At 68.6% G+C, this 23135-nt stretch carries 26 protein-coding genes; 7 read left to right on the top strand and 19 right to left on the bottom strand.

Going from position 1 to position 23135, the window contains the following annotated elements:
- Positions 1 to 295 precede the first annotated feature (295 nt).
- Both rpsO and RHCRD62_RS18690 read right to left on the bottom strand, forming a co-directional pair.
- Complete coding sequence (gene rpsO, locus RHCRD62_RS18685; protein ID WP_050066212.1) at positions 296 to 565, bottom strand: 30S ribosomal protein S15; 270 nt, start codon at positions 563 to 565, stop codon at positions 296 to 298.
- 127 nt (positions 566 to 692) lie between these two features.
- Complete coding sequence (locus RHCRD62_RS18690; RefSeq protein ID WP_172671097.1) at positions 693 to 1667, bottom strand: bifunctional riboflavin kinase/FAD synthetase; 975 nt, start codon at positions 1665 to 1667, stop codon at positions 693 to 695.
- Positions 1668 to 1779: 112 nt separating this feature from the next.
- Here RHCRD62_RS18690 and RHCRD62_RS18695 point away from each other — a divergent pair, with 112 nt between their 5' ends.
- Entirely contained in the window at positions 1780 to 2526 is a 747-nt protein-coding gene (locus tag RHCRD62_RS18695; RefSeq protein WP_050066213.1) for a metal-dependent transcriptional regulator, read from the top strand.
- Between the two features lie 6 nt (positions 2527 to 2532).
- On the opposite strand, the gene truB is transcribed toward RHCRD62_RS18695, so the two are convergent.
- The 11 genes from truB to rimP all read right to left on the bottom strand — a co-directional run bounded on the left by truB (position 2533) and on the right by rimP (position 13523).
- Positions 2533 to 3453: a tRNA pseudouridine(55) synthase TruB gene (truB, locus tag RHCRD62_RS18700; protein WP_050066214.1), complete on the bottom strand. Its 921-nt coding sequence runs from the start codon at positions 3451 to 3453 to the stop codon at positions 2533 to 2535.
- Between the two features lie 11 nt (positions 3454 to 3464).
- Entirely contained in the window at positions 3465 to 4130 is a 666-nt protein-coding gene (gene npt, locus RHCRD62_RS18705; RefSeq protein ID WP_050066215.1) for a 4'-phosphopantetheinyl transferase Npt, read from the bottom strand.
- Positions 4127 to 5053, bottom strand: coding sequence for a metallophosphoesterase family protein (locus tag RHCRD62_RS18710; RefSeq protein WP_050066216.1), 927 nt, complete (start codon positions 5051 to 5053; stop codon positions 4127 to 4129). Before RHCRD62_RS18710 ends, npt begins: the two co-directional genes overlap by 4 nt.
- A 5-nt stretch (positions 5054 to 5058) precedes the next feature.
- Positions 5059 to 6489, bottom strand: coding sequence for an MATE family efflux transporter (locus RHCRD62_RS18715; protein WP_050066217.1), 1431 nt, complete (start codon positions 6487 to 6489; stop codon positions 5059 to 5061).
- Positions 6482 to 7480 carry a DHH family phosphoesterase gene (locus RHCRD62_RS18720; protein WP_050066218.1) on the bottom strand — a complete coding sequence of 333 codons (999 nt, stop codon included), beginning with the start codon at positions 7478 to 7480 and terminating at the stop codon, positions 6482 to 6484. Before RHCRD62_RS18720 ends, RHCRD62_RS18715 begins: the two co-directional genes overlap by 8 nt.
- Before the next feature lie 9 nt (positions 7481 to 7489).
- Positions 7490 to 7951, bottom strand: coding sequence for a 30S ribosome-binding factor RbfA (gene rbfA / locus RHCRD62_RS18725; RefSeq protein WP_050066219.1), 462 nt, complete (start codon positions 7949 to 7951; stop codon positions 7490 to 7492).
- 174 nt (positions 7952 to 8125) lie between these two features.
- Positions 8126 to 8416, bottom strand: coding sequence for a DUF503 domain-containing protein (locus RHCRD62_RS18730; protein ID WP_050066220.1), 291 nt, complete (start codon positions 8414 to 8416; stop codon positions 8126 to 8128).
- 77 nt (positions 8417 to 8493) lie between these two features.
- Positions 8494 to 11370, bottom strand: coding sequence for a translation initiation factor IF-2 (gene infB, locus RHCRD62_RS25570; RefSeq protein ID WP_084734354.1), 2877 nt, complete (start codon positions 11368 to 11370; stop codon positions 8494 to 8496).
- A gap of 156 nt (positions 11371 to 11526) precedes the next feature.
- Positions 11527 to 11871: a YlxR family protein gene (locus tag RHCRD62_RS25575; RefSeq protein ID WP_084734355.1), complete on the bottom strand. Its 345-nt coding sequence runs from the start codon at positions 11869 to 11871 to the stop codon at positions 11527 to 11529.
- A 45-nt stretch (positions 11872 to 11916) separates the two neighbouring features.
- Complete coding sequence (nusA, locus tag RHCRD62_RS18740; protein ID WP_050066222.1) at positions 11917 to 12948, bottom strand: transcription termination factor NusA; 1032 nt, start codon at positions 12946 to 12948, stop codon at positions 11917 to 11919.
- Positions 12945 to 13523: a ribosome maturation factor RimP gene (gene rimP, locus RHCRD62_RS18745; RefSeq protein ID WP_050066223.1), complete on the bottom strand. Its 579-nt coding sequence runs from the start codon at positions 13521 to 13523 to the stop codon at positions 12945 to 12947. Before rimP ends, nusA begins: the two co-directional genes overlap by 4 nt.
- A gap of 269 nt (positions 13524 to 13792) precedes the next feature.
- On the opposite strand from rimP, the gene RHCRD62_RS18750 reads away from it, so the two are divergent.
- Positions 13793 to 14275 carry a hypothetical protein gene (locus tag RHCRD62_RS18750; protein ID WP_253277378.1) on the top strand — a complete coding sequence of 161 codons (483 nt, stop codon included), beginning with the start codon at positions 13793 to 13795 and terminating at the stop codon, positions 14273 to 14275.
- Positions 14272 to 14736 (top strand): ferritin-like domain-containing protein, encoded by a 465-nt coding sequence (locus RHCRD62_RS18755; RefSeq protein ID WP_050066225.1) that lies wholly within the window; start codon positions 14272 to 14274, stop codon positions 14734 to 14736. The genes RHCRD62_RS18750 and RHCRD62_RS18755 overlap by 4 nt, the downstream gene beginning before the upstream one ends.
- 13 nt (positions 14737 to 14749) lie before the next feature.
- On the opposite strand, the gene RHCRD62_RS18760 is transcribed toward RHCRD62_RS18755, so the two are convergent.
- Positions 14750 to 15943: an RtcB family protein gene (locus RHCRD62_RS18760; protein ID WP_050066226.1), complete on the bottom strand. Its 1194-nt coding sequence runs from the start codon at positions 15941 to 15943 to the stop codon at positions 14750 to 14752.
- Between the two features lie 99 nt (positions 15944 to 16042).
- Positions 16043 to 17461, bottom strand: a complete 1419-nt coding sequence (locus tag RHCRD62_RS18765; RefSeq protein WP_050066227.1) for a DHA2 family efflux MFS transporter permease subunit — start codon at positions 17459 to 17461, stop codon at positions 16043 to 16045.
- A 103-nt stretch (positions 17462 to 17564) separates the two neighbouring features.
- Between RHCRD62_RS18765 and RHCRD62_RS18770 the strand changes: the two genes are divergently transcribed.
- Complete coding sequence (locus RHCRD62_RS18770) at positions 17565 to 18188, top strand: TetR/AcrR family transcriptional regulator (RefSeq protein ID WP_050066228.1); 624 nt, start codon at positions 17565 to 17567, stop codon at positions 18186 to 18188.
- 5 nt (positions 18189 to 18193) lie between these two features.
- Here RHCRD62_RS18770 and RHCRD62_RS18775 read toward each other — a convergent pair whose 3' ends face one another.
- A complete protein-coding gene (locus RHCRD62_RS18775; protein WP_050066229.1) occupies positions 18194 to 19144 on the bottom strand; it encodes an alpha/beta hydrolase in 951 nt (316 codons plus the stop codon).
- Positions 19145 to 19344: 200 nt separating this feature from the next.
- Between RHCRD62_RS18775 and RHCRD62_RS18780 the strand changes: the two genes are divergently transcribed.
- From RHCRD62_RS18780 to RHCRD62_RS18790, 3 genes are all read left to right on the top strand, one after another.
- Entirely contained in the window at positions 19345 to 19851 is a 507-nt protein-coding gene (locus tag RHCRD62_RS18780) for a nuclear transport factor 2 family protein (RefSeq protein ID WP_050066293.1), read from the top strand.
- A gap of 92 nt (positions 19852 to 19943) precedes the next feature.
- Positions 19944 to 20792, top strand: a complete 849-nt coding sequence (locus RHCRD62_RS18785) for an SDR family NAD(P)-dependent oxidoreductase (protein ID WP_050066294.1) — start codon at positions 19944 to 19946, stop codon at positions 20790 to 20792.
- A 73-nt stretch (positions 20793 to 20865) separates the two neighbouring features.
- Entirely contained in the window at positions 20866 to 21459 is a 594-nt protein-coding gene (locus RHCRD62_RS18790) for an FHA domain-containing protein (RefSeq protein WP_253277387.1), read from the top strand.
- Position 21460: 1 nt separating this feature from the next.
- On the opposite strand, the gene RHCRD62_RS18795 is transcribed toward RHCRD62_RS18790, so the two are convergent.
- The 3 genes from RHCRD62_RS18795 to RHCRD62_RS26100 form a co-directional block, all read right to left on the bottom strand.
- Complete coding sequence (locus tag RHCRD62_RS18795; protein ID WP_050066230.1) at positions 21461 to 22396, bottom strand: alpha/beta fold hydrolase; 936 nt, start codon at positions 22394 to 22396, stop codon at positions 21461 to 21463.
- 59 nt (positions 22397 to 22455) lie between these two features.
- Entirely contained in the window at positions 22456 to 22719 is a 264-nt protein-coding gene (locus RHCRD62_RS18800) for a hypothetical protein (RefSeq protein WP_050066231.1), read from the bottom strand.
- Positions 22720 to 22807: 88 nt separating this feature from the next.
- Positions 22808 to 23135: hypothetical protein (locus RHCRD62_RS26100; RefSeq protein ID WP_050066232.1), on the bottom strand; the 328-nt coding region annotated here is incomplete at its 5' end.

Raw genomic sequence — 23135 nt, forward strand, 5'->3', positions numbered from 1 at the left:
GAGGCGGCCATCGATCGAAGCCAATCGCAGGTCACCCCTCGTGGGTGATCGTCCGAGTGGCCACTACCGAGGACCGACTGCCACTACTGCAGGTACGTACGGCGGGATCCCTCGTGGATCCGATGGTTCGCGATGGAACCGGTCTGTCCGATGACTCGGGTCGCTTTCGATCCGGCCATCCGACAAACACCGGTAGCCAACGAGGTCAGTCTAAGCACTCGCCTCGTTGGCTACCGGGATGTTCACGTCCGGGTCGGTGCGCTGTGTCGCGCATTCGCCCGGTGCGTCGAATCTCTTATCGGCGCAGGCCCAGACGCTCGATGAGCGAACGGTAACGCGCGATGTCGACCTTCTGAACGTACTTGAGCAGACGACGACGGCGTCCAACCAGCAGCAACAGGCCGCGGCGGGAGTGGTGGTCGTGCTTGTGCTTCTTCAGGTGCTCGGTGAGGTCGACAATCCGCTTCGTCAGCAGCGCAACCTGCGCCTCCGGCGATCCGGTGTCGGTCTCGTGAACGCCGTACTCGGCGAGGACGGCCTTCTTCTCTTCGGTGGTCAGCGCCACTGTCACTCCTGTTACTGATGTCTGCGCGATGAGATCCCAGGACAAGCCCGAGTGGCGTGGCCACCACAGACCGCAGCACACACCGAGGACATCCTACCAGCGCCGGAAACGGGTCCCGACGCCGCGGTCAGCCCCTCACGTCGGTGCGTGTGAGCAGCTCCCTCGTGTCGTCGACGTCGCGACCCATCTGCGCGATCAACGACTCGACCGAGTCGAACTTCTCCATGCCGCGCAGGCGCCGGACGAAGTCGACCGCCACGTGCTGCCCGTACAGATCCGCGGACGCGTCGAGGACGTAGGCCTCGACGGTGCGCGTCCGGCCCGAGAACGTCGGATTCGTGCCGACGGACACCGCAGCCATGTGCGCAACCCCCGGCTCCAGGGATCCCTCCACCGCGTCCTGTCCCAGCACCGTGAACCAGGCCGCATAGACGCCGTCAGCGGGAATCGCGGCGTGTTCCGGCGGCGAGATGTTGGCCGTGGGGAAGCCCAGGTCTCGGCCACGGCGCTCACCGTGCACGACAACACCCTCGACGCGGTGCGGTCGACCCAGCGCCTCGGCCGCGGCCGACACGTCACCCGCGTCGACGCAGGACCGGATGTAGGTCGACGAGAACGTGACCGCGTGCTCCGCGACCAGGTTCACCCCGTCGACGGCGAACCCGAAACGGGATCCGATCTGCCGCAGCAGGTCGACCGTTCCGGCCGCCTTCCGGCCGAAGGTGAAATTCTCCCCCACGACGACCTCGGCGACGTGTAACCGCTCGACCAGGATCTCGTGCGCGTACTGCTCCGGGCTCAGCTTCATGAACTCCGAAGTGAACGGGATGACGCAGAACACGTCGATTCCCAACTCCTCGGCCAGTTCGGACCGCCGCCGCAGCGTCGTCAACTGCGCCGGGTGGCTGCCCGGCCGCACGACCTCCATCGGATGTGGGTCGAAAGTCATGAGCACACTGGGAATTCCGCGTTCGCTCGCCGACTTCACTGCACGGCTGATCAACTGCGCATGCCCACGATGCACACCGTCGAAGACGCCGATCGTGAGTACGCAGCGGCCCCAGTCGGCTGGAACGTCGTCGAGCCCTCGCCATCTCTGCACGCACCGAAGCCTACGACCCGCCGCCGCGAGCGTCACGTTCGGTGGGTCTTCCGGCGTCTCCGCGCCCGCACGGATGCCTCGGCAGGTGTCGAAGTGCCACACTGCCTGTGCATTGCCTAAGCTCGGTTCCGTGCCTGAGCGTAGAAACCAATCGGACAGATCAACGGAAGGGGTCGCGCCATCGGCCGGCCGTGCGCCGTCGCTCACGACGGTCGCGCAGGACTATCTGAAGGTGATCTGGACCGCGGGCGAATGGTCGGGTGAACAGGTTTCGACGAAAATGCTTGCCGAGCGCATCGGTGTGTCGGCGTCGACGGTGTCCGAGGCGATCCGAAAGCTGTCCGATCAGGGGCTCGTCGACCACGCCAAGTACGGGTCGATCTCGCTGACCGACAGCGGCCGCGCGGCAGCCGTCGCCATGGTCCGCAGGCACCGTCTCATCGAGACGTACCTCGTCGGCGAACTCGGCTACGGCTGGGACGAGGTGCACGACGAGGCCGAGGTCCTCGAACATGCCGTCTCCGACCTGATGATCGAACGTATCGACGCCAAACTCGGGCATCCGGAACGCGACCCGCACGGCGATCCGATCCCCGCAGCCGACGGCACCATCCCGGCGCCGCAGGCACGCCAACTCAGCGAACTCGCCGACGGCCAATCCGGCACGGTGGCCCGGATCTCCGACTCGGACCCGGCGATGCTCCGCTATTTCGACAGCGTCGGCATCTGCCTCGACCTGACGATCACCGTGCTCGAACGGCGCGACTTCGCGGGCACAATTTCGGTCCAGCTCGGCGAAGGCTCGACCGTCGAGCTGGGAAACCTTGCTGCCGAGGCGATCTGGATCGTCGAGCGCTGATCCGAACTAGAGTCCCCGCAGCGTCGCGGGACGCACCACCATCACCGAACTCGCCCTTCTGCCACGCTCCTGCAGCAGCGCGATGGTGTGTCCGGTCGGGTCGATGGCCGCGTAGGTACCGGGGATGCCGATCGGGTCGAGCCAGCGGCCCTGGCTGATCGACTCCGCTTCCTCGGCCGAGATCTGACGGTGCTCGAACGCCGTCTGGCAGGCCTGGTCGATGTCGAGGCTCACGGACGGATCCTCGGCCAACTGCTCCAGGGTGCGGGCGTGGTCGAGGGTGAACGGACCGACGCGGGTCCGGCGCAACACCGTGAGGTGCCCGCCGACACCGAGAGCAGCACCGAGGTCACGGGCCAGCGCGCGGACGTAGGTTCCCGAGGAGCACTCGACCTCGACGTCGAGGTCGACGAACGACTCCACGCGCCGCGACGCTGTCACGTCGAAGCGGTCCACCGTGACCGGCCGGGCCGCGAGCTCGAAGTCCTCGCCGTCGCGGACCAGTTTGTGCGCCCGCTGCCCGTCCACCTTGATCGCGCTCACCCGCGTCGGGACCTGCTCGATGGCACCGGTCAGTGTCGCGATCACCGTCGCGACCTCGGCGTCCGTGACGCCGGACGCATCGGTAGTGGTGAGCACTTCACCCTCCGCGTCGTCGGTGGTCGTGGCCTGACCCAGCCGGATCGTCGCGGTGTACGCCTTCGTGGTCAGCGACAGGAGGCCGAGCAGTTTCGTGGCCCGCTCGACTCCGAGCACCAGCACACCCGTCGCCATCGGATCCAGCGTGCCCGCGTGCCCGACCTTGCGAGTCTGCAGGATCTTGCGGCACCGGGCGACGACGTCGTGACTGGTCATCCCGCCGTCCTTGTCGACGATCAGCAGCCCGGCGCCGTGGAGGCCGGAGGACGGGGGACGGTGAGCAGACACGGGATTCGAGCCTACTGGACGGTGATCGCGGCGATCACCAGGCCGTCGTCGACCAGCCACCGGCCGTCGAAGGAGGTCAGCGGCGGACCCGACACCGTCTCCCCCGGCACCAGGAGGTCGGAGTGGAAGGTGCCGGTGGTCCCGTCCGGTCCCGAGTGCTCGAGCGCGAAGGTGATGTGCGCGTCCTCGAATCCGAGCCAGCGGTTCGTCAGCGGGAACCACGCCTTGTACGTCGCTTCCTTGGCGCAGAACAGCAGCCGATCCCAGTGGATCTCGTCACCGACCCCAGCGAGCCAGTCGCGTTCGGCGGGCAGACTGACGGCGTCGAGTACGCCGTCCGGCAGCGGTCCGTGCGGCTCGGCGTCGATGCCGACGGTGCGCACGGCCATCGAGTACCCGAGGACCGCGCCGCGGTAGCCGTCGCAGTGCGTCAGGCTGCCGACCACCCCACGAGGGAAGAGCGGAACCCCCCTCTCCCCCTTGAGGATCGGTGCCGGGTCGACGCCGAGCTTGCCCATTGCCTGCCGGGCGCAGTGCCGGACGCTGATGAACTCCCGGCGACGCTTCTCCACTGCGCGCGCGATCAGGGCGGCCTCGCTCGGGTGCGGCTCGAGTTCCGGCGGATCCGAGAACAGCTCGGCGTACTCGACACCGGTCGGAAGAATCTTCTCGATCACGCGCGCGCCGCCCTCATCCGCTCCATCTCGGCTTCCTGCTCGGGGGTCACCTTGAAATGACCACCCCACTTGTTGAGAGTTCCCGGCGCATAGTCCGGGACCGGGAGAATCTGCCGCAGCAACCGATCCGGCAGCCCGCGGCGCTGCCACTCACGCGGATAGCCGAGGGACACCTCCTCGAACCGGACGCCGTCGTACCAGGTGGTCCGCGGAATGTGCAGGTGCCCGTACACGCTGCAGATCGCGTTGTAGCGGGTGTGCCAGTCCGCGGTCTGCTCGGTGCCGCACCACAGCGAGAACTCCGGGTAGAACAGCACTCGCGTCGGTTCGCGCACGAGCGGGAAATGATTGATCAGCACCGTCGGAATCGACAGGTCCAGCGCGTCGAGTCGGGCCCTCGTCGACTCCAGCCGGGCCGCGCACCACGCATCGCGGGTCGCGTACGGCTCGGACGAGAGCAGGAACTCGTCGGTGGCGACGACATTCTTGTCCCGCGCGAACTCGAGGGCCTCCTCCTTGGTCCGCGTCCCATCGGGCCGAAACGTGTAGTCGTACAGCAGGAACATCGGCACCAGCGTCGCCGGGCCGCCCTCCCCCTCCCACACCGGGTACGGGTCCTCCGGGGTGACGACTCCGAGCTCCCGGCACATCGTGACCAGATAGTCGTAGCGGGCCACCCCGTGGATCTGGACCGGGTCCTTCGCCGTCGTCCACAGTTCGTGGTTGCCGGGAACCCAGATCACCTTCTCGAACCGCCCGCGCAGCGTCTTCAGCGCCCACGCGATGTCGTCGGTCTTCTCGGAGACGTCGCCCGCGAGAATCAGCCAGTCCTGCGGCGACTCCGGGTACAGCTCCTCGGTGATCGGCCGGTTGCCGCGATGCCCGACATGGGTGTCGCTCACCGCCCACAATTTGCGTGTCACGCTCTCTACCTTTCCACCTGAACATCGCCGCTCGCGTCTGCCCGAGCACCCCGCTGGATGTCGGCACCGCCGACGTCCCGCTGAATGTCGGCACCGCCGACGGCCCAACGCCCTGTACGCACCCGCCACACCACCGCGAACATCCGCAACACCAGGAACACCGTCAGACCCGTCCAGATTCCGGCGAGTCCCCAGTCGAACACCAGCGACAGCCAGATGAGCGGCAGGAACCCGACAACGGCGCACCCCAGGGTGGCATTGCGGAGGAACTTCGCGTCACCCGCCCCGAGCAGCACCCCGTCGAGCGCGAAGACGACTCCCGCAACCGGCATGATCGCGACGAAGAACCACCACGCCACGTCCACCTGGTCCTGGACGCCTGCATCGGCGGTGAAGAGCGCCGGGATCACGGCATGCCCGAGAGCGAACATCGCAGCAAGGACGGATGCGAATACCGTCGACCAGCCCGTGAGGCGCCGCGCCAACCCCTTGGCACCGGCCACTCGTCCGGCCCCGAGCGCGGCCCCGACCAGCGTCTGGGCGGCGATGGCCAGCGAATCGAGGGTGAGGGCCACGAGGTTCCACAGCTGCAGCACCACCTGGTGCGCCGCCACCGAGGCAGCCCCGAAACGCGCAGCGACCGCGGCCGCGGAGAGGAAGCAGGCCTGGAACGCCAGGCTCCGCAGGATCAGGTCGCGGCCGAGGACCAGCTGCGCACGCATGACCGAGGGCTGCGGCCGCAGCGGCACGCCCGAACGCACCACCGCGACGACGAAGCAGGCCGCCGTCACCACCTGACCCGCCACGTTCGCGATCGCGGAACCCACCAGTTCCAGGCGCGGCGCTCCGGCCAGTCCGTGCACCAACAGCGGACACAGAATCGCGGACAGTGCGAGCCCCGCCAGCACGAACCGCAGCGGCCGCAGAGTGTTCTGCACGCCCCGCATCCAGCCGTTACCCGCCATTGCGATCAGGATCAGTGGTGCACCGAACACCGCGACTCGCAGCCAGGACAGCGCGGCATCCGCGATGTCGTCGCCTCCCGCGATCAGTGCGGTCACCGGCCGCGCGAACAACTGAACGGCAGCGACGATCAGCAGTCCGATCCCGGCCGCGAGCCACGTCGCCTGCACTCCCTCGGCGATCGCTCCGCGCTCGTCACCCGCGCCGTGCAGCCGGGACGCGCGCGCGGTTGTGCCGTACGACAGGAACGTCAACTGGGTACTGACCTGGGCCAGGATCAATCCGCCGACCGCGAGGCCTGCGAGGGCCAGGGCGTCGAGATGCCCGACGACGGCAATGTCGAAGAGCAGGTAGAGGGGCTCGGCGGCGAGCACCCCGAGCGCGGGCACCGCCAGGCCCAGGATTCTGCGGGCCGACGGCCGGTCGGAAGCGCCGACGCCCGTCGTCCCGTCCCCCGCGACTGCGTCAGCCAATTGTGTCCAGCAGGCCGGCCACCACGGCGTCCGCGTCACCCTCCGCGGTGTAGCCGGACGCGAACCGGTGCCCCCCGCCTCCGAGCCGGCCCGCCACCTCGGACACGTCGATCGCGGCCTTCGACCGCAACGACACGGACCACACGCCGGGCGTGTTCTCCTTGAACACCGCCGCGACCTCGGCCTGCGCCGTCGTACGCACGATGTCGATGACGGACTCGATCTCCTCGGCGCCCATCCCCGTGGTGTCGTGATGCCGGACCAGCGCGTAAACCAGACCCAGGCCGCCGACCGCCTCGGGCACCAACTGCGCCGACCCCAGAACGGATGACAGCATCGGCAGCCAACCGAACGGGTGCGTGTCGAGGAGGCGGCGCGTGATCTCCGCGGAGTCGATTCCGGTGTCGATGAGACGTTCCGCCAGCGCGTGGGTCCCCGGCTGCACCCACCGGAACGACCCGGTATCGGTGGCGAGTCCGGCGAACAGACAGTGCGCGATGTCCCGGTCGATCTCGACGTCCCACAGATCGAACAGTCGGCTCAGCACCGCCGCCGTCGCCTCGGCGGTGTCGTCGATCAGGTTGTACCGCCCGTACCGGGTGTTGGACCGGTGATGGTCGATGACGAGCGTGCTTTCTGCCGTGTCCAGCCGACCACCGAGCGACCCGAGCCTGCCGCGGCTGCCGCAGTCCACCGTCACGACCAGATCGACGGCCTCGGCGACCTCGTCGCGCGGAACGAGCAGTTCGATGCCGGGCAGTGTCCGCATCGACTCCGGCAGCACATCGGGCTGCGCGAACGACACCTGAACCGGCGTACCGCGACGATCGAGAGCGATCGCCAGTGCGAGCCCGCTGCCGATGGTGTCCGCGTCGGGCTGGACGTGGCAGAGCACCGTCACCGAACGGGCCTCCGACAGCAACTCGACCGCGCCGGCCAGATCGATGTCGGCAGGCTCCTGTGGGCGCGTGGGCTGCGATGTCACGGTCATCGCCGAACCCTAGTCGCGGTCGGCGTCATCGTCGTCCGCGGCGCGGGACTCCTTGTACGGGTCCTCCTCGCCTGCGTGCGACGCACCCTCGCGCGCCTTCGCCACCTCGTCGTCCGCGGCACGGGCCCGGGCGAGCAGCTCTTCCATGTGGCGTGCCGCGTCGGGAACGGTGTCCGCGACGAACGCCAACGTCGGAGTGAACCGAACACCGGTTCCTGCGCCGACCTTGGACCTGAGCACACCGGTCGCCTTCGCCAATCCGGCCGCAGCGCTCTCGAAGTCGGGTTCGCTGTCGAGGTCGACACCACGCACGGTGTAGTACACCGTCGCGTCGTGCAGATCGGCCGTCACTTTGGCGTCCGTGATGGTGACGTAGTCGAGTCGAGGATCCTTGATCTCCTGATCGATCGCCGACGCCACGATCGTCGAGATTCGCTTTGCGAGCTTGCGTGCCCGTGCCGGATCTGCCATGACCGAAGTCCCTTCTCCACACGACGGCGAGCCGTCTAGAACAACACGACGGCCGAACCGCCGAAACCACACGACGGCGAGCCGTCGAATCCACCGACGGCATCGCCGTCGGGTCGATCAATTGGACTACACAGTGAATCGAAGTACACCGGAGGCCCCAACCGGAACCGGACGTCAGTCGTCAGGGCCGAAGATCCGCCTGCGTGCCGAGAGTAGTTGCAGCTCCGGTCGGGCCGCGACGGTGCGCTCGCAGGTGTCGAGGATCTCCCCGACATGTCCCACGTCGACCCCCGCGACAGCCACCCCGATGTGGGCGCGTCGGTACAGATCATGGTCGCCGGTCTCGGCGACCGACACGCCATAGCGGGCCAGGGCTGCGATCACGGGCTTGACCACGGATCTCTTCTCCTTCAGCGACCTGACGTCGCCGAGCAGAACATCCAACTCGAGGGCACCGAGATACAACGAACCTCCCGATCGTCTGACTACGAGGCCGAACCCCGCGGGCCACGAATCGCTCGTGGCCCGCGGGTTCTCGGAGCCTAGTCGCGCGGCTTCTCGCGAAGCTCGTACGCCTCGATCACGTCACCGACCTTGATGTCGTTGTACGTGACGGTCAGACCACACTCGTAACCCTCGCGCACCTCGGTGGCGTCATCCTTCTCCCGCTTGAGCGAGGAGATGGTGATCGTCTCCGCCACGACGACATTGTCACGCACCAGGCGTGCCTTCGCGTTGCGTCGCATGATGCCGGACGTGACGAGGCAGCCCGCGATGTTGCCGACCTTGGAGGACCGGAACATGGCGCGGATCTCCGCCTTGCCGAGCTCGACCTCTTCGTAGATCGGCTTGAGCATGCCCTTGAGGGCCTTCTCGATCTCGTCGATGGCCTGGTAGATCACCGAGTAGTACCGGATGTCCACGCCCTCGCGGTTGGCGAGCTCCGTCGCCTTGCCCTCCGCGCGGACGTTGAAGCCGATGATGATCGCGTTCGACGCCGATGCCAGGTTGACGTTGGTCTCGGTGATGCCACCGACACCGCGATCGATGACCCGCAGCTGCACCTCGTCGTCGATCTCGATCCCGAGCAGCGCCTCTTCCAAGGCCTCCACGGTTCCGGAGTTGTCGCCCTTGAGGATGAGGTTGAGCTCGTTGTGCTCCTTGAGCGCGGCATCCAGATCCTCGAGGCTGATCCGCTTGCGGCTGCGTGCGGCGAGCGCGTTGCGCTTGCGTGCGTTACGCCGGTCCGCGATCTGCCGGGCGATCCGGTCCTCGTCGACGACGAGCAGGTTGTCGCCTGCACCGGGCACCGACGTGAAGCCGATGACCTGGACGGGACGCGACGGGAGCGCCTCGAGGACGTCCTCGCCGTGCTCGTCGACCATGCGCCGGACGCGACCGTAGGCATCGCCGGCGACGATCGAGTCACCGACCCGCAGGGTGCCGCGCTGGATGAGCACGGTCGCCACCGGGCCGCGGCCGCGGTCGAGGTGCGCCTCGATGGCGACACCCTGGGCGTCCATGTCCGGGTTGGCGCGCAGGTCGAGCGACGCGTCCGCGGTGAGGAGCACGGCTTCGAGCAGCTGCTCGATGTTCGTACCCTGCTTCGCGGAGATGTCGACGAACATGGTCTCTCCGCCGTACTCCTCGGCGACGAGGCCGTACTCGGTGAGCTGCCCGCGGATCTTGGCCGGGTCGGCACCTTCCTTGTCGATCTTGTTCACCGCGACCACGATCGGCACGTCGGCCGCCTGGGCGTGGTTGATCGCCTCGACCGTCTGCGGCATGACGCCGTCGTCGGCCGCGACCACGAGGATCGCGATGTCGGTGGCCTTCGCACCGCGGGCACGCATGGCGGTGAACGCCTCGTGACCCGGGGTGTCGATGAACGTCACCAGACGCTCGACTCCGTCCAGCTCGGTCAGCACCTGGTAGGCGCCGATGTGCTGGGTGATGCCGCCCGCCTCGCCCTCGCGGACGTTGGCCTTGCGGATCGTGTCGAGCAGGCGGGTCTTGCCGTGGTCGACGTGACCCATGACGGTGACCACCGGGGGACGCTGCTCGAGGTCTTCCTCGCCGCCTTCGTCCTCGCCGTAGGTGAGGTCGAACGATTCGAGGAGCTCGCGGTCCTCGTCCTCCGGGCTGACGACCTGAACGACGTAGTTCATCTCGCCGCCGAGCAGCTCGAGGGTCTCGTCGTTGACGGACTGCGTCGCCGTGACCATCTCACCCAGGTTGAACAGCGCCTGGACCAGGGCCGACGGGTTGACGTCGATCTTCTCGGCGAAGTCCGACAGGGATGCACCGCGAGCGAGACGGATGGTCTCGCCGTTGCCGCGGGGCAGCCGCACGCCGCCAACGGCGGGTGCCTGCATGGAGTCGTACTCTTGCCGCTTCTGACGCTTCGACTTGCGGCCACGACGGGGTGCACCACCGGGACGACCGAACGCGCCTGCCGCGGCACCGCGCTGGCCGGGACGGCCACCGCCGCCACCGGGACGACCGCGGAAACCACCTGCGGGAGCTCCACCGGGAGCCGGAGCACCACCGGTACCGGGGGCGCCGCCGCGGTAGCCTCCGCCACCGCCGCCGGGACGTCCACCGGGACCACCGGGACGACCGCCGCCGGGGCGGCCTGCCCCGGGCGCGGGACGGGACGACCGTGCGGGCATGGCACCCGGGTTCGGGCGCGGAGGCATCGAGCCGGGGCTCGGACGCGGGCCACCCTGGCCGGGAGCCGGGCGGGGACCGCCGGGACCTGCCGCGGGACGCGGTGCGCCCGGAGCGGGACGCGGACCTGCCTGGCCGGGGCCGGGGCGGGGTCCACCGGGACGCGGTGCACCGGGAGCGGGACGCGGGGCCGGACGCTCGGCCGGAGCCGACGAGTACGGGTTGTTACCGACGCGCGGCGCCTTCGGGCCGGGCTTCGGACCTGCTGCCGCCGGACGCGGTGCGGCCGGTCGGGGTGCCGGAGCCGGCGCCGGAGCTGCTGCCGCAGCCGGGGCTGCCGGAGCAGCGGGCGCTGCCGGTGCAGCGGGCGCTGCCGGAGCCGGAGCCGCAGGCTTCGGGCCCGGAACCGCAGGCTTGGGCGCCGCGGAGACCGGGGTGGGTGCCGGAGCCGGTGCGGGCGCTGCCGCGGCCGGAGCAGCGGGCGCGGGTGCGCTCGGCTTCGGGCCGGGGCGGGGGCCGCCGGGCTTGGCGGTGGTGGCCGGCTTTGCGGCCTCGGGACGCGGTGCGGACGTGGCCGCATCGCCCTTGGCCGACGGGAACGATTCCCGCAGCCGTCGCGCGACCGGTGCCTCCACGGTGGAGGACGCCGATTTCACGAATTCGCCCTGCTCCTTGAGCCGAGCGAGAAGTTCCTTGCTGGTGACACCGAGTTCCTTGGCCAACTCGTGCACGCGGGCCTTGCCTGCCACTGCTCTCCTCTACTGAGAGGCCGAGCGTGGCTGGTGCCCGCGCGACCTCGGGTTAACTCCGATGGACGATCATCGTTGGTGCTTCACGGTGTGCTCATGAGTGTGTTTGCCTGACTCTGCTCGAGAGATTGCCCTGTAGTTCCGGACACTCCCGGACTACGAGGTACTGCTCTGTTGTGGATGCGGCTCGTTCGCAAGATCCGAATCGATCGAGCTACCGAGGGCCGCCGTGTCCAGGCTTCCGGACACTCGAAGCGCTCTTCCGAACGCTCGACGCTTCTCTGCCTGACTCAGGCATTTCCGGTCGGGATGCAACCACGCACCTCGTCCGGGAAGCCTGCGCCGCGGATCCGGCACCACCGTCCAGCCATCCGACTGGACCTGTCGTGCCACGACCCTCAGCAGATCAGCGGCTGGCGCGAGTTGCCGACATCCGATGCACGTACGGACCGGATCACCGGAACGTAGGCGCACTTCTGCCGAGTGCTCATGCCGAGCCATTGACCACTCTACCGCTGTTGTCCACTGAAACACGCATGGCGTCCTCTAGGACCGCGCGTGCGGCGCGTCGGCAGCCGATCCGTCGGCCGGTGCGGCATCACTTCGGATGTCGATCCGCCATCCCGTCAGCCGCGCAGCCAGACGGGCGTTTTGCCCCTCTTTACCGATCGCGAGGGACAACTGGAAGTCGGGAACGACCACACGGGCGGCCCTGGCCTCGGCATCGACAACTGTGACGGACACCACCTTCGACGGCGAAAGTGCGTTTCCGACGAACTTCGCCGGGTTCTCGTCGAAGTCGATGATGTCGATCTTCTCACCTGCGAGTTCGCTCATGACGTTGCGCACGCGCTGCCCCATCGGCCCGATGCACGCGCCCTTGGCGTTCAGCCCGGACACGCGCGAGGCAACCGCGATCTTCGACCGGTGACCTGCCTCGCGGGCGACCGCGACGATCTCCACCGAACCGTCCGCGATCTCGGGCACCTCGAGTGCGAACAACTTACGAACCAGGTTCGGATGGGTCCGGGACAGTGTGATCTGCGGGCCGCGCTGACCGCGGGTGACACCGACGACGTAGCACTTGATCCGCTCGCCGTGCTCGTAGACCTCGCCGGGCACCTGCTCGGCGGCGGGCAGGATTCCTTCGGTGCCGTGAGCTTCGCTTCCGATCCGCACGACGACGACACCCCGTGCGTTGGCTCGGGTGTCGCGTTGGATGACGCCGCCGACGATCTCGCCCTCGTGGGTGGCGAACTCGCCGAAGCTCTTCTCGTTCTCGGCGTCGCGGAGACGTTGCAGGATGACCTGACGCGCGGTGGTCGCGGCGATCCGGCCGAATCCCTCGGGGGTGTCGTCCCACTCTTCGCCGACGACGTTGCCGTCACCGTCGACCTCGTGCGCCATCACGCGGACGAGCCCAGTCTTGGTGTCGACGTCGATCCGGGCGTGCGGCTGGTGCCCCTCGGTGTGCCGGTATGCGGTGAGGAGCGCACTCTTGATCGTCTCGATGATCGTGTCGACCGAGACACCCTTGTCGTCCTCGATCGCGCGCAACACCGACATGTCGATATTCACTTGTCCAACCCTCCACCTTCAATGTCGTCTGTCTCGATGCCGTCGGTGACCTCGCCCGCGGCGGCACGCCCCGCGGCCAGGCCACCGGCCAGTTCCATTTCCTGCGCGTTCGGTGGCGAGAACTCCACCTGCACCACGGCGTTCGCCACGTCGGCCAGCGCGATCTCGCGGACCACGGGACCACCCTTGGCCGGCAGCACGAGGGCGACCACGCCGTCACCGAGCGCTCCGACCCGCGCGAGCACCTGCTCGTCGCCGATCTCGACCCGGACCCGGCGCCCCTGGGCGCGACGCCAGTGACGCGGCTCGGTCAGCGGACGGTCGATACCGGGTGAGGTCACCTCTAGGGTGTACGGGGTTTCTCCGAACTCCGTCGCAGCGTCGAGTCGCTCGGAGATCTGCCTGCTGAGTTCGGCGACGTCGTCGAGATCGAGACCGCTGTCGCTGTCGACCATCACGCGGACCACACTCCGGCTGCCCGCCTTGCTGACCGTCACGTCCTCCAGGTCGTAGCCCTGGTCGGGCATCAGATCGGCGAGAAGCTCGATCACCCTCTCCCTCGACGGAACCGGCATCAGTGGAGCTCCTCGTTCAGTTGTGGTCGTCAGCACGCAGTCGGAACATGAAACATGCGCCGCGGAGACACTCGTGGCCGCCGGGCGTGAGAATCCAGGATAACCCGACCGACGGCCCCTCGTTGACCACGGCAAGCGTGCCGAGTCGACGGGCGGGCGGGCGACGCCAGGCGTGCCTGGCGAGACGCACCGGCGCACCTGACAAGATGTGCGGCGTGCCAACAGCCCCCACTCCAGCGTCGTACACCGGCGCATCCATACATCGGAAGTTGTCTCGACGCACGGCGCTGAGGTTCGGTGCCGTCGTGGTCGGGTTCGCCGCCGCGGCAGGCGCCGCGGGGTGTGCAGGCACGGACGACGACCGCACCGCCGAACCCGATCCGCTCCTCACCGCGCTGGACGCCGCCCGCCGGGACGCCCAGGCCGCCTCGGCCGCGGCCGCCGTGGCACCCGACCGCGCCGCAGCCCTCGCGGTGATCGCCTCGGAACGGACCGCGCACGCGGACGCGCTCGCCACCGAGATCGCCCGCGCCGCAGGCGAGGACCCGAACTCCCCGTCGACCACCACCACCGCGTCGGCGACGCCGACGACGCCCGTGACGCCGCCGTCGGTCGAGGACCTGCGGGCGATGCTGGCGGAATCCCAGCGCGGCGCAGCGTCACTCGCGCGCACACTCGACGGCTACCGCGCGGGCCTCATCGGGTCGATCAGCGCGGCCCTCGGAACACAACAGGCGGTGCTGCTGCGATGACCTCTCCGACCACCCCCGCAAAGTCCGCCCTCGGCCCGGAGCAGCAGGCTCTGGTCGATGCCCTGCGTGCCGAGCACGCCGCGATCTTCGCCTACGGCATCGTGGCCGCCTACTCCAATCCGACCAGGGCGGGCCAGATCGCGGCGGACACGGCCGCGCACCGCGCCCGCCGTGACGCGACGATCGACGCGCTGACCGCCGCGGCGGTCGCCGCGCCGCCCACCGAGCCGGGCTACACGGTCCCGTTTCCGGTGACCGAGCCGACGGCGGCGATCCGCTTGGCCGTCGAGGTCGAGGAGGACACCGCGACGGCGTGGCTGTCGGTGATCGAGCGGGCGCAGTCCGAGTCGACGCGCTCGACGGCCGTCGACGCCCTCACCGAGTCCGCGGCCCGGGCGGCGAACTGGCGCGCCGTGCTCGGTGTCGCCCCGCCGACCGTCGCCTTCCCCGGTCGGCCCTGAGGTTCTCGAGGCCTCAGGTTCCCTTCACGTTGAGGATCTGCCGCAGTTCGTGGACGATGCGCACGAGATCGCGCGCATCGTCCATGACGACGTCGATCTCCTTGTAGGCGTCGGGGATCTCGTCGATGAACTCGGCGCTGTCGCGGTACTCGATCCCGACCATCCGGGCCCGGAGATCGTCCTGCGTGAAGCGCCTCTTCGCCTCCGTGCGGGAGAACCGACGTCCGGCTCCGTGCGGCGCCGAGCACAGTCCGTCGGCATTGCCGAGACCCTCCACGACATACGAGTGGGTGCCCATCGACCCCGGGATCACGGCCCGCACCCCGGCGTGGGCGTCGACGGCACCCTTCCGGGTCAGCCACACCTGCTCGCCGCCGTGGGTCTCCTGGCGGGTGTAGTTGTGGTGACAGTTGGTTCGCTCCGTCTCGCGATGGTCGGGCACACCCATCCATCGCGCGAACACGACCCCGAACCGGTCCATCATCTCGGCGCGGTTGAGGTACGCGAAACGCTGCGCCCAGTGCAGGTCCGTCAGGTACCGGTCGAACTCGGCGGTGCCCTCGGTCAGGTACGCTAGGTCGCGGTTGGGTAGGTCCACACCGACGCACATCTGCTGCGCGACGCGAATGTGGTGCTGCGCGATCTTGTTGCCCACTCCCCGGCTTCCGCTGTGCAGGAACAGCCACACCCGATCGGTCTCGTCGAGGCACAGCTCGATGAAATGGTTTCCACCACCCAGGGATCCGAGCTGGCGACGCCACTTGGGCGAGTGCGTCAGGTCGACGTCGCCTGTTGCGGCGAGCGTCTCGAGCTCCTCGATGCGCCGCGCAGTGAAGTCCCAGTCGCCTGTTCCGCGGTTGTAGTTCCCCGGTGACAGCGGGATCGCGTCCTCGACAGCTTCACGGAGTGCGGCCAGTCCGATGCCGGTCGCGGCGATGCGCGCGTCGATGTCTTCGTGGGTGAACTCGGTGCGGGCCGCGATCATGCCGCAGCCGATGTCGACGCCGACCGCGGCGGGCATGACCGCGCCGCGGGTGGGGATGACGGTTCCGACGGCACTTCCCTTGCCACTGTGAGCGTCCGGCATCAGAGCGACGTGCGGGTGGATGAACGGCATGGCGGCGGTCTGCCGCGCCTGCGCGAGGGTGGACTCCTCGAGCTGGGATGCCCAGCTCATCAGTGCGGGGCCCTCCCGGGTCGGGGTCATGACTGCATTCTCCTTCACGGATTCCGATTTCGCAGCCAGCCGAATACGGACTGCCCCTGAACCTTTGCACGGCCAGGGCACAGTCCGCATTCGCTTTTCTCAGCTGCGGCTGCGTCCCGGAATCCAGAATGCGGCGACGAGTGCGACGAGCACGGAGACCGCACCCACCAGCAACGCGGGCTGCAGGGCATCCGTGTACCCGGTCGGTGTGAGCGTTCCGCCGTTGGCGAGGAATACCGCCGTGAGGATCGCGATGCCCAGTGCGACACCGACTTCCCGGATCGTGGAGTTCACGGAGCTCGCCGTGGCGTGGTCCCGTTCCGGCATGTCGGCGAGCACGGCGGTGGCGCTCGGCGCGAACGTCATACCCATGCCGATTCCGGCCATCGCCAGCGCGGGCACCATCGCGGGATAGCCCGTGCCCGCCTCGAAGACGAACGACATCCAGACCAGCGAGGCGGCCTGGAGCGAGAGCCCGGTGACGAGCAGCGCACGCAGGCCGACACGCGGCGCCAGAATCCCCGCGATCGGGGCGACGATCATCGGCGCCGCCGTCCACGGCAGTGTCCGAAGGCCGGCCTGGAACGGGCTGTAGCCCATGACGATCTGCAGGTACTGCGACAGCAGGAACACCGATCCCATCATGCCGAGGGTGAAGGTGAGGCCGATGACGTTGGCGGCGGAGAAGTTGCGCGAACGGAACATGTGCATCGGCATCACCGGATGATCGGTGCGTGTCTCGCGAATCACGAACGCCACCAGCGCGATCGCTGCGACGGCGAGCGAGCCGACCACCGTCGCCGAGGTCCAGCCTTCGTCGTTGCCGCGGACGATGCCCCACACCCCGAGGAACACGCCGACGCCGGCGAGTGCGACGCCGGGCAGGTCGAGCGGTCCGCTCCTCCCCCGGGACTCGCCGAGGGCGTGCAGCGCCAGTGGGACGGCGACGAGGGCGACGGGCACGTTGATCCAGAAGATCGCCTGCCACGAGAAGCCGTCCACAACCGCGCCGCCGATGACGGGCCCGAGTGCGACACCGAGGCCGGAGACACCGCCCCACACCCCGATGGCGAGGGCTCGCTTCGCCTCGGACACGGCGCCTGCGAGGAGGGTGAGCGACAGGGGCATGATCGCGGCCGCTCCGACGCCCTGGACGGTGCGCGCCGCGATCAGCATCTCGGCAGAGGTCGACAGCGCCGACGCGATCGATGCGACTGCGAATACGCCTATGCCCCAGAGGAAGACGCGGCGCCGGCCGAGCCGGTCACCGAGTCCGGCCGCAGCGAGCATGAGTGTCGCGAACGCGAGGGTGTAGGCGTTGAGGAACCACTGCAACTGCTCGACCGAGGCGCCGAGATCGGCCTGGATCACCGGCAGTGCACTGGTCATCACAAGGTTGTCGAGGGTCGCCATGAACATCGGCAGCGACGCTGCCAGCATCGCGAGCCACAGCGGAACATGCCGGCGCCGCGGGGGCGCAGGCGCGAGCGAGGTGAGTTGGTCTGTCGAAACGGTCATCACAGCTCCCGGAGCGGAGTCAACAGTGGACGCGAGATTTGTAAGCATCGAATGATTACTTAGCTGCAATCGACGCTAAGGCATCGAGTGATAACCTGTCAACATGCCCGCGACGAAGAGTTCCCGCCCGGCCACCCGCATGAACGCCGCGGATCGCCGCGAACTCGTCCTCGCCGCCGCGACCACCGCGTTCGCGCGCGGCGGCTGGTCCGGCACCAGCACCGACGCCGTCGCCAGGGAGGCAGGCGTCTCCCAGCCCTACGTGGTGCGCATGTTCGGCACCAAGGCCGAACTGTTCCGGGAGGTGTTCGCCAGAGCACTCGGCCGAATCGTCGACGCCTTCGACACCGAGCTCGATCGCATGGCCGCCGACCCGGACGCCCCCACCGCGGGGAGCGAAGAGTACTGGTCACGACTCGGCGGTGCTTACGGCGACCTGATCGCCGACGGCGACATGCTCCTGGTCCTGATGCACGGCTTCACCGCGGGCGGAACACCGGAGATCGGTGCGCAGGCGCGCGCGGCGATGGCGCAGATCTACACGCTGATCCGGACCCGCACCGGCTGCGCACCCGAGGTCGCCCGCCAGTTCATCGCGAACGGCATGCTGCTCAACGTCCTGCTGGCCATGCGAGCGCCCGAACACGTCGAGGACGACCCCGCGCTCGGCGAACTCGCAGAGTGCGCGTTCGGCGAGTCGCTCCCGGACGCGACCAGCGGTTCGTAGCGAGTTCAGCTCACCGGGATCACGGCCGCGGCGGGACGCGTACCCGCCAGCACGGAACCGACCGCGCCACCGCAGGTCAGAGGTTCCGACGCATCGGTGCAGTAGTACGTGTCCGTGCGGGTTCCGGTTGCCAGATCGCGGGCCCATACGCTCCCGAAGTCGCGCAGCCTCGCCGTGTTCACCGGATCGGGCGCGCACATGGCTCCAACGATTCCGATCAGGTCGGTGTCCTCGCCCTCGACGTCGACGTGGCAACTGCCTCCGAGCAACCGGACACCGACGAAGTCGGCGCCGAGGGAGGAGAGCGCACCGAACGAGTTGCCGAAGAGGTTGACCACGCTCGGGCTGGCGGCGACGGTGAGCACAGGGCGGGTGCCCGACGCCGAGACCGATCGCAAGGCCGCCGAGAACCCTTCGGCCGCGACCGGGTCGAACAGCACCGCCCCGGCCAGATCGGGATACCCCTGCTCGACGAGACCCGCGCCGACCAGTGCCGCGAAGTGTCCGCCGGCGGAATGGCCGCCGACCACGTACCGCTGCGGCAGCGGAGCGCCGTTCGGCGGGACGAGTGTTCGCTCTGCGAGCGCTTCCGCGAATTCGGCTGCGAGCACCGGGTTTCCCGCAGTCATGTCCTCGTCGAGGCAGATGACCATGAGACCCTGGGCGGCGATCGCCTCGGCGGTGCCGTTCACGTTCGCGCAGGTTCGACTGAAGCCGTGTTCGAGGAGCATGAGGGCGCTCGCCTGGCCGTTCGGGAGGTACCAGACGGCGTCGCGCTGCACGCCCGCCACCTCGACGGGCGACTCCACGCACGTACCCGCCGTCGACACACAGCCACCCGCCGACGACGGAAACGACGACTGGGCGTTCGCCACGGCCGGGGCGACGGCGACCGCGGCGGTCAACAGGATTGTTGCGGCCAGGGTGACGCGGCGGAGCGAGGCGGGACGGAACACGGCGACTCCTGAACTTCAGGGGGTCGATCGACCGTCGCGCGGCACCCCCATGGCCATGCACGCGAAAGAAGCACTCGGACACTAGTTCCTGGGTGGGCGGTGGCGCAGCAGATCCGCGCGAGGAGGTTCGTCACCGCTGGGTGGGAGAACGACCCCGGCGCGAGCGCCGACGTTCTAGTGTCGTGAGCGTGACGGACATCATGGACCCAGGTCTCGCGCAGCGCGTCGAGAGGCTCGAGCAGGTCGAAGCGATCAAGGCACTCAAGCACCAGTACTGGCGGGCATGCGACGCCAAGGACCCGAAGGCTTTCCGGGACAGCTTCGTTCGCGAAGGCGCCCGCATCGATTACGGGCGGCTGGGCGCATTCGACGACGCCGCACCGATGGCGGAGATCTTCACCAAGGTCGCGCTCCACCAGGTCGACGGCAAGCACGTGATCTTCGACATGCATCACGGCGTGCACCCCGAGATCACCGTGACCGGACCTGGCACGGCCACCGGCCGATGGACACTGCGGTTCCGGCAGATCAACCTGATCGACAACACGGAGAAGCTCATGACCGGCGAGTACGACGACGAGTACGTCGTCGAGGACGGCAGGTGGAAGATGTCGAAGTGCCACTTCACGGAGACGTGGGCGATGGTTCGTCCCCTGCCAGAAGGCTTCGTCGTGACCCCGGGCGCGTTCGCGGAGGTCACGCAGTGACCGGAAATCAGCCCGGAGGTCACGCAGTGACCGGAAATCTGCCCGAGCCCGGAGGTCACGCAGTGACCGGAAATCTGCCCGGAGGTGACGCGGTGACCGGAAATCAGCGCGTCGCGCTCGTCACGGGTGCGAGCCGCAGTGTCGGCAAGGGCGTCGCGTTGGCGCTCGGCTCCGACGGGTGGACGGTTTACGTCACCGGACGGGGCGAAGTCGGTACCGGCGGCAAGCTGGACCGGACGGCGGCGGAGATCACCGAACGCGGCGGTCACGGTATCGCCGTGCAATGCGATCACACCGACGACGACCAGGTCAGAGCTCTTTTCACGAGGATCTCCGACGAGCAGGGCGGCCGGCTCGACCTCCTGATCAACAACGCGTGGGCGGGTCCGTCCGACGGGTACGCCGGTTTCGCCAAGCCGTTCTGGGAACGCCCCGTCGACGACTGGGACAGCCTGATCGGCCTGGGCTTGCGCGCGCACTACGTCGCGAGTGTCGAGGCGGCAAAGCTGATGGTTCCCCGCGGGACGGGACTGATCGGCAACATCTCGTCGTTCGGCACCCGCGGTCACCTGCACTCGGTGCTGTACGGGATGTCGAAGGCCGGTTTGGACAAGATGGCGGCCGACATGGCCGTCGAGTTGAAGGGCACCGGCGTCACCGCGCTCAGCTTCTGGTTGGGCCTGATCCGCAACGAACGCATGGTCGCCAGCGGCATGACGGACTTCGAGGGTTTCTCCCTGTCGGACGCCGAGTCACCCGAGTTCGTCGGACGGGTGATCGTCGCCCTGGCGAACGACCCGAGTGTCGGTGAACGCAGTGGCCACACGCTGATCACCGCGGAAACCGCGCTCGAATACGGCGTCACCGATGTCGACGGCGGTCAACCCGTCTCCCATCGCGGTGCGTTCGGCGGCGGGCCGCTGTTCGGCCCCTCCGCCTGACGGGAAACTGGCACAGCAGGCGTTCGAGGGGGACGATGAGTCCGTGACCGCGGACCCCCTCGCATACGTCAGGTTGGCCGACGCGGCCGGCCGGGACGAGAACCGCTGGGAACTCGTCCCGGGTCGGCCCCGCGTCACCGTCGGGAGGTCCTCCGAGTCGGACGTGTCCCTGGCCTCCGATGACGAGGTCTCCCGAGTCCATGCAGTGATCGAGTTCGTCGGCGGGCACTGGACGATCGTGGACGACGGACTGTCTCGTAATGGGACGTACGTCAACGGTGATCGCATCACCGGCCGCCGACGCCTCCGCGCCGGCGACAGCGTCCGCGTCGGGGGGACGGTGTTGGTCTTCCAGGAGTTCGGCGGCGCGGAGGACGATGCGACGATGGTCGCGGGCACCGCCCCGGACGTCCGATCGGTGACGCAGACCCAGAGGTCGGTGCTGATCGCGTTGTGTCGGCCGTTCAAGCACGGCTCCTCGTTCGCGAATCCGGCGTCGAATCAGCAGATCGCCGACGAACTCTTCCTGACCGTGGACACCGTGAAGGCGCACCTGCGGACGCTGTTCGGCAAGTTCGGAGTCGAGGAACTGCCGCAGAACCGCAAGCGGGTCGCGCTCGCCGAACGGGCTCTGCAACTTGGAGTGGTCAACACCCGCGACCTGTGATTCAGCCCGTGGTCGCGAGGCGGCCAGGAGCAGCCACCCGTTGGACGAGGGCGTCGAGTGCTGCCGCCACCTCGCTGGTCCGGTCCATGATGATCGAGTGCCCGGCGCCTGCGATGCGGACGAGTTCGGATCCGGGCAGTCGCGCGGCGAGGGACTCCGAGTGGGCAATAGGGGTGAGCAGATCGGCGGTTCCGCAGACCACGACGGCGGGGATCCCGGCGAGCACGGCCGTCGACCCGGCCTCGTCGAAGTCGGCGAACGAGGCGAGGAACCCCGCCATCGTCACTACCGACGTCTCGGCGGCCATCGCGGCGGCGACGACCACGACGCGGGGGTCGACGGTGCGGCCACGGGTGCGGGCGACCCGTAGCGCAGCCCCACCGACGAGGCAGGTCACCCGCTTCGATCCGGCCGCCACCCGCGGTGCCCGTCGCACGGCGACATGGAACGCGCCGATCGCCGGACTCCGAAGCATCTTCCCGAGGCCGACCTCGGCCAATCCACCCGCGGCAGTGGAGATCAGTGCGATTCCAGCAAGGCGCGCGCGAATCTCGTCCGGCCGCTGCCGAGCGTAGGTCAGTGCGGCCATGCCGCCCATGGAGTGACCGATGAGGAGCAGCGGACCGGTCGGGGCAACAGCGGCGATGACAGCGTCGAGATCCCGGCCGAGTTGGTCGATCGTATAGGTGCTGGCGGGCGCGTGCCCGGAGTTGCCGTGGCCGCGGTGGTCGTAGAACACCATGCGGACCCGACCCCGCCACGACGATTCCAACACCTCGCGGAGCAGACTCCACGCCTGCGATCGCATGCAGTGCCCGTGCAGGAACACGGCGGTGACGTCAGCGTCGCGGGGCCCGTACTCGTGGACCGCGAGGGGGACGCCGTCGTCGGCGACAACGGTCGCGCGGCGAACATGCCTTCCTGTGTCGTCGAACATGTCGCCTCCCTCATCCGTCGTGACGGGCAATCTGTGTATCGCCTCGGTGTGCCGCAGAATTACAGGCCCAGAGCACCTAGGTCGATGCCGCCGAGCCCCGCGCCGTCGGGTCCGACGTTGAGACCGCCGACCCCGAGTGGTCCGACGTTGACGCCGCCGAGGATCACTCCTCCGGGAGCGTTCTGCGTCGGTGCGCCGATCCCGGGATCGGCGACGGTGCCGGGTGTGGGAGTGATGGCCGCGAGTGCGACCCCACCGGAGAGCAGGGTGGCGGCGACGGCGAGGCCGGCGAAGCCGACTCGGACGGTGGTGGCGACGATCATGACGTGGTCCTCTCGAGAATCGGGTGAATCTGCACATCTACGTTTCTGTCGGTTCCGCACTGGGGGCGGCGCCGGAGGAGGCTGGGGCTCAGCAGAAGGGCCAGTAGAAGGGGCAGTCCTTCACCTCGTCGGAGGTGCTGGTCGTGGTGGTGTTGCCACTGTTGTTGTTGCTGTTCGAGCTGTCCGTACCGCCCGCACCACCGGTGCCACCGTTGGCATTGGCATCACCACTGTTGCCACCGGCACCGCCCTGAGCGTTCCCGACGTTCGTCCCGCCGTTGCCGTCGCCGATGTTCACACCGCCGATGACGACTCCGCCGTTGGCTCCACCGGTCGCGGCACCACCGGCACCGCCCTGACCCGTCGTGGCCGACCCGCCGTTGGCGCTACCGCCATTGGCGTCGGCAGAAGCGATA

Source organism: Rhodococcus sp. RD6.2, assembly GCF_001040705.1.
Classification (GTDB): Bacteria; Actinomycetota; Actinomycetes; order Mycobacteriales; family Mycobacteriaceae; genus Rhodococcus_G.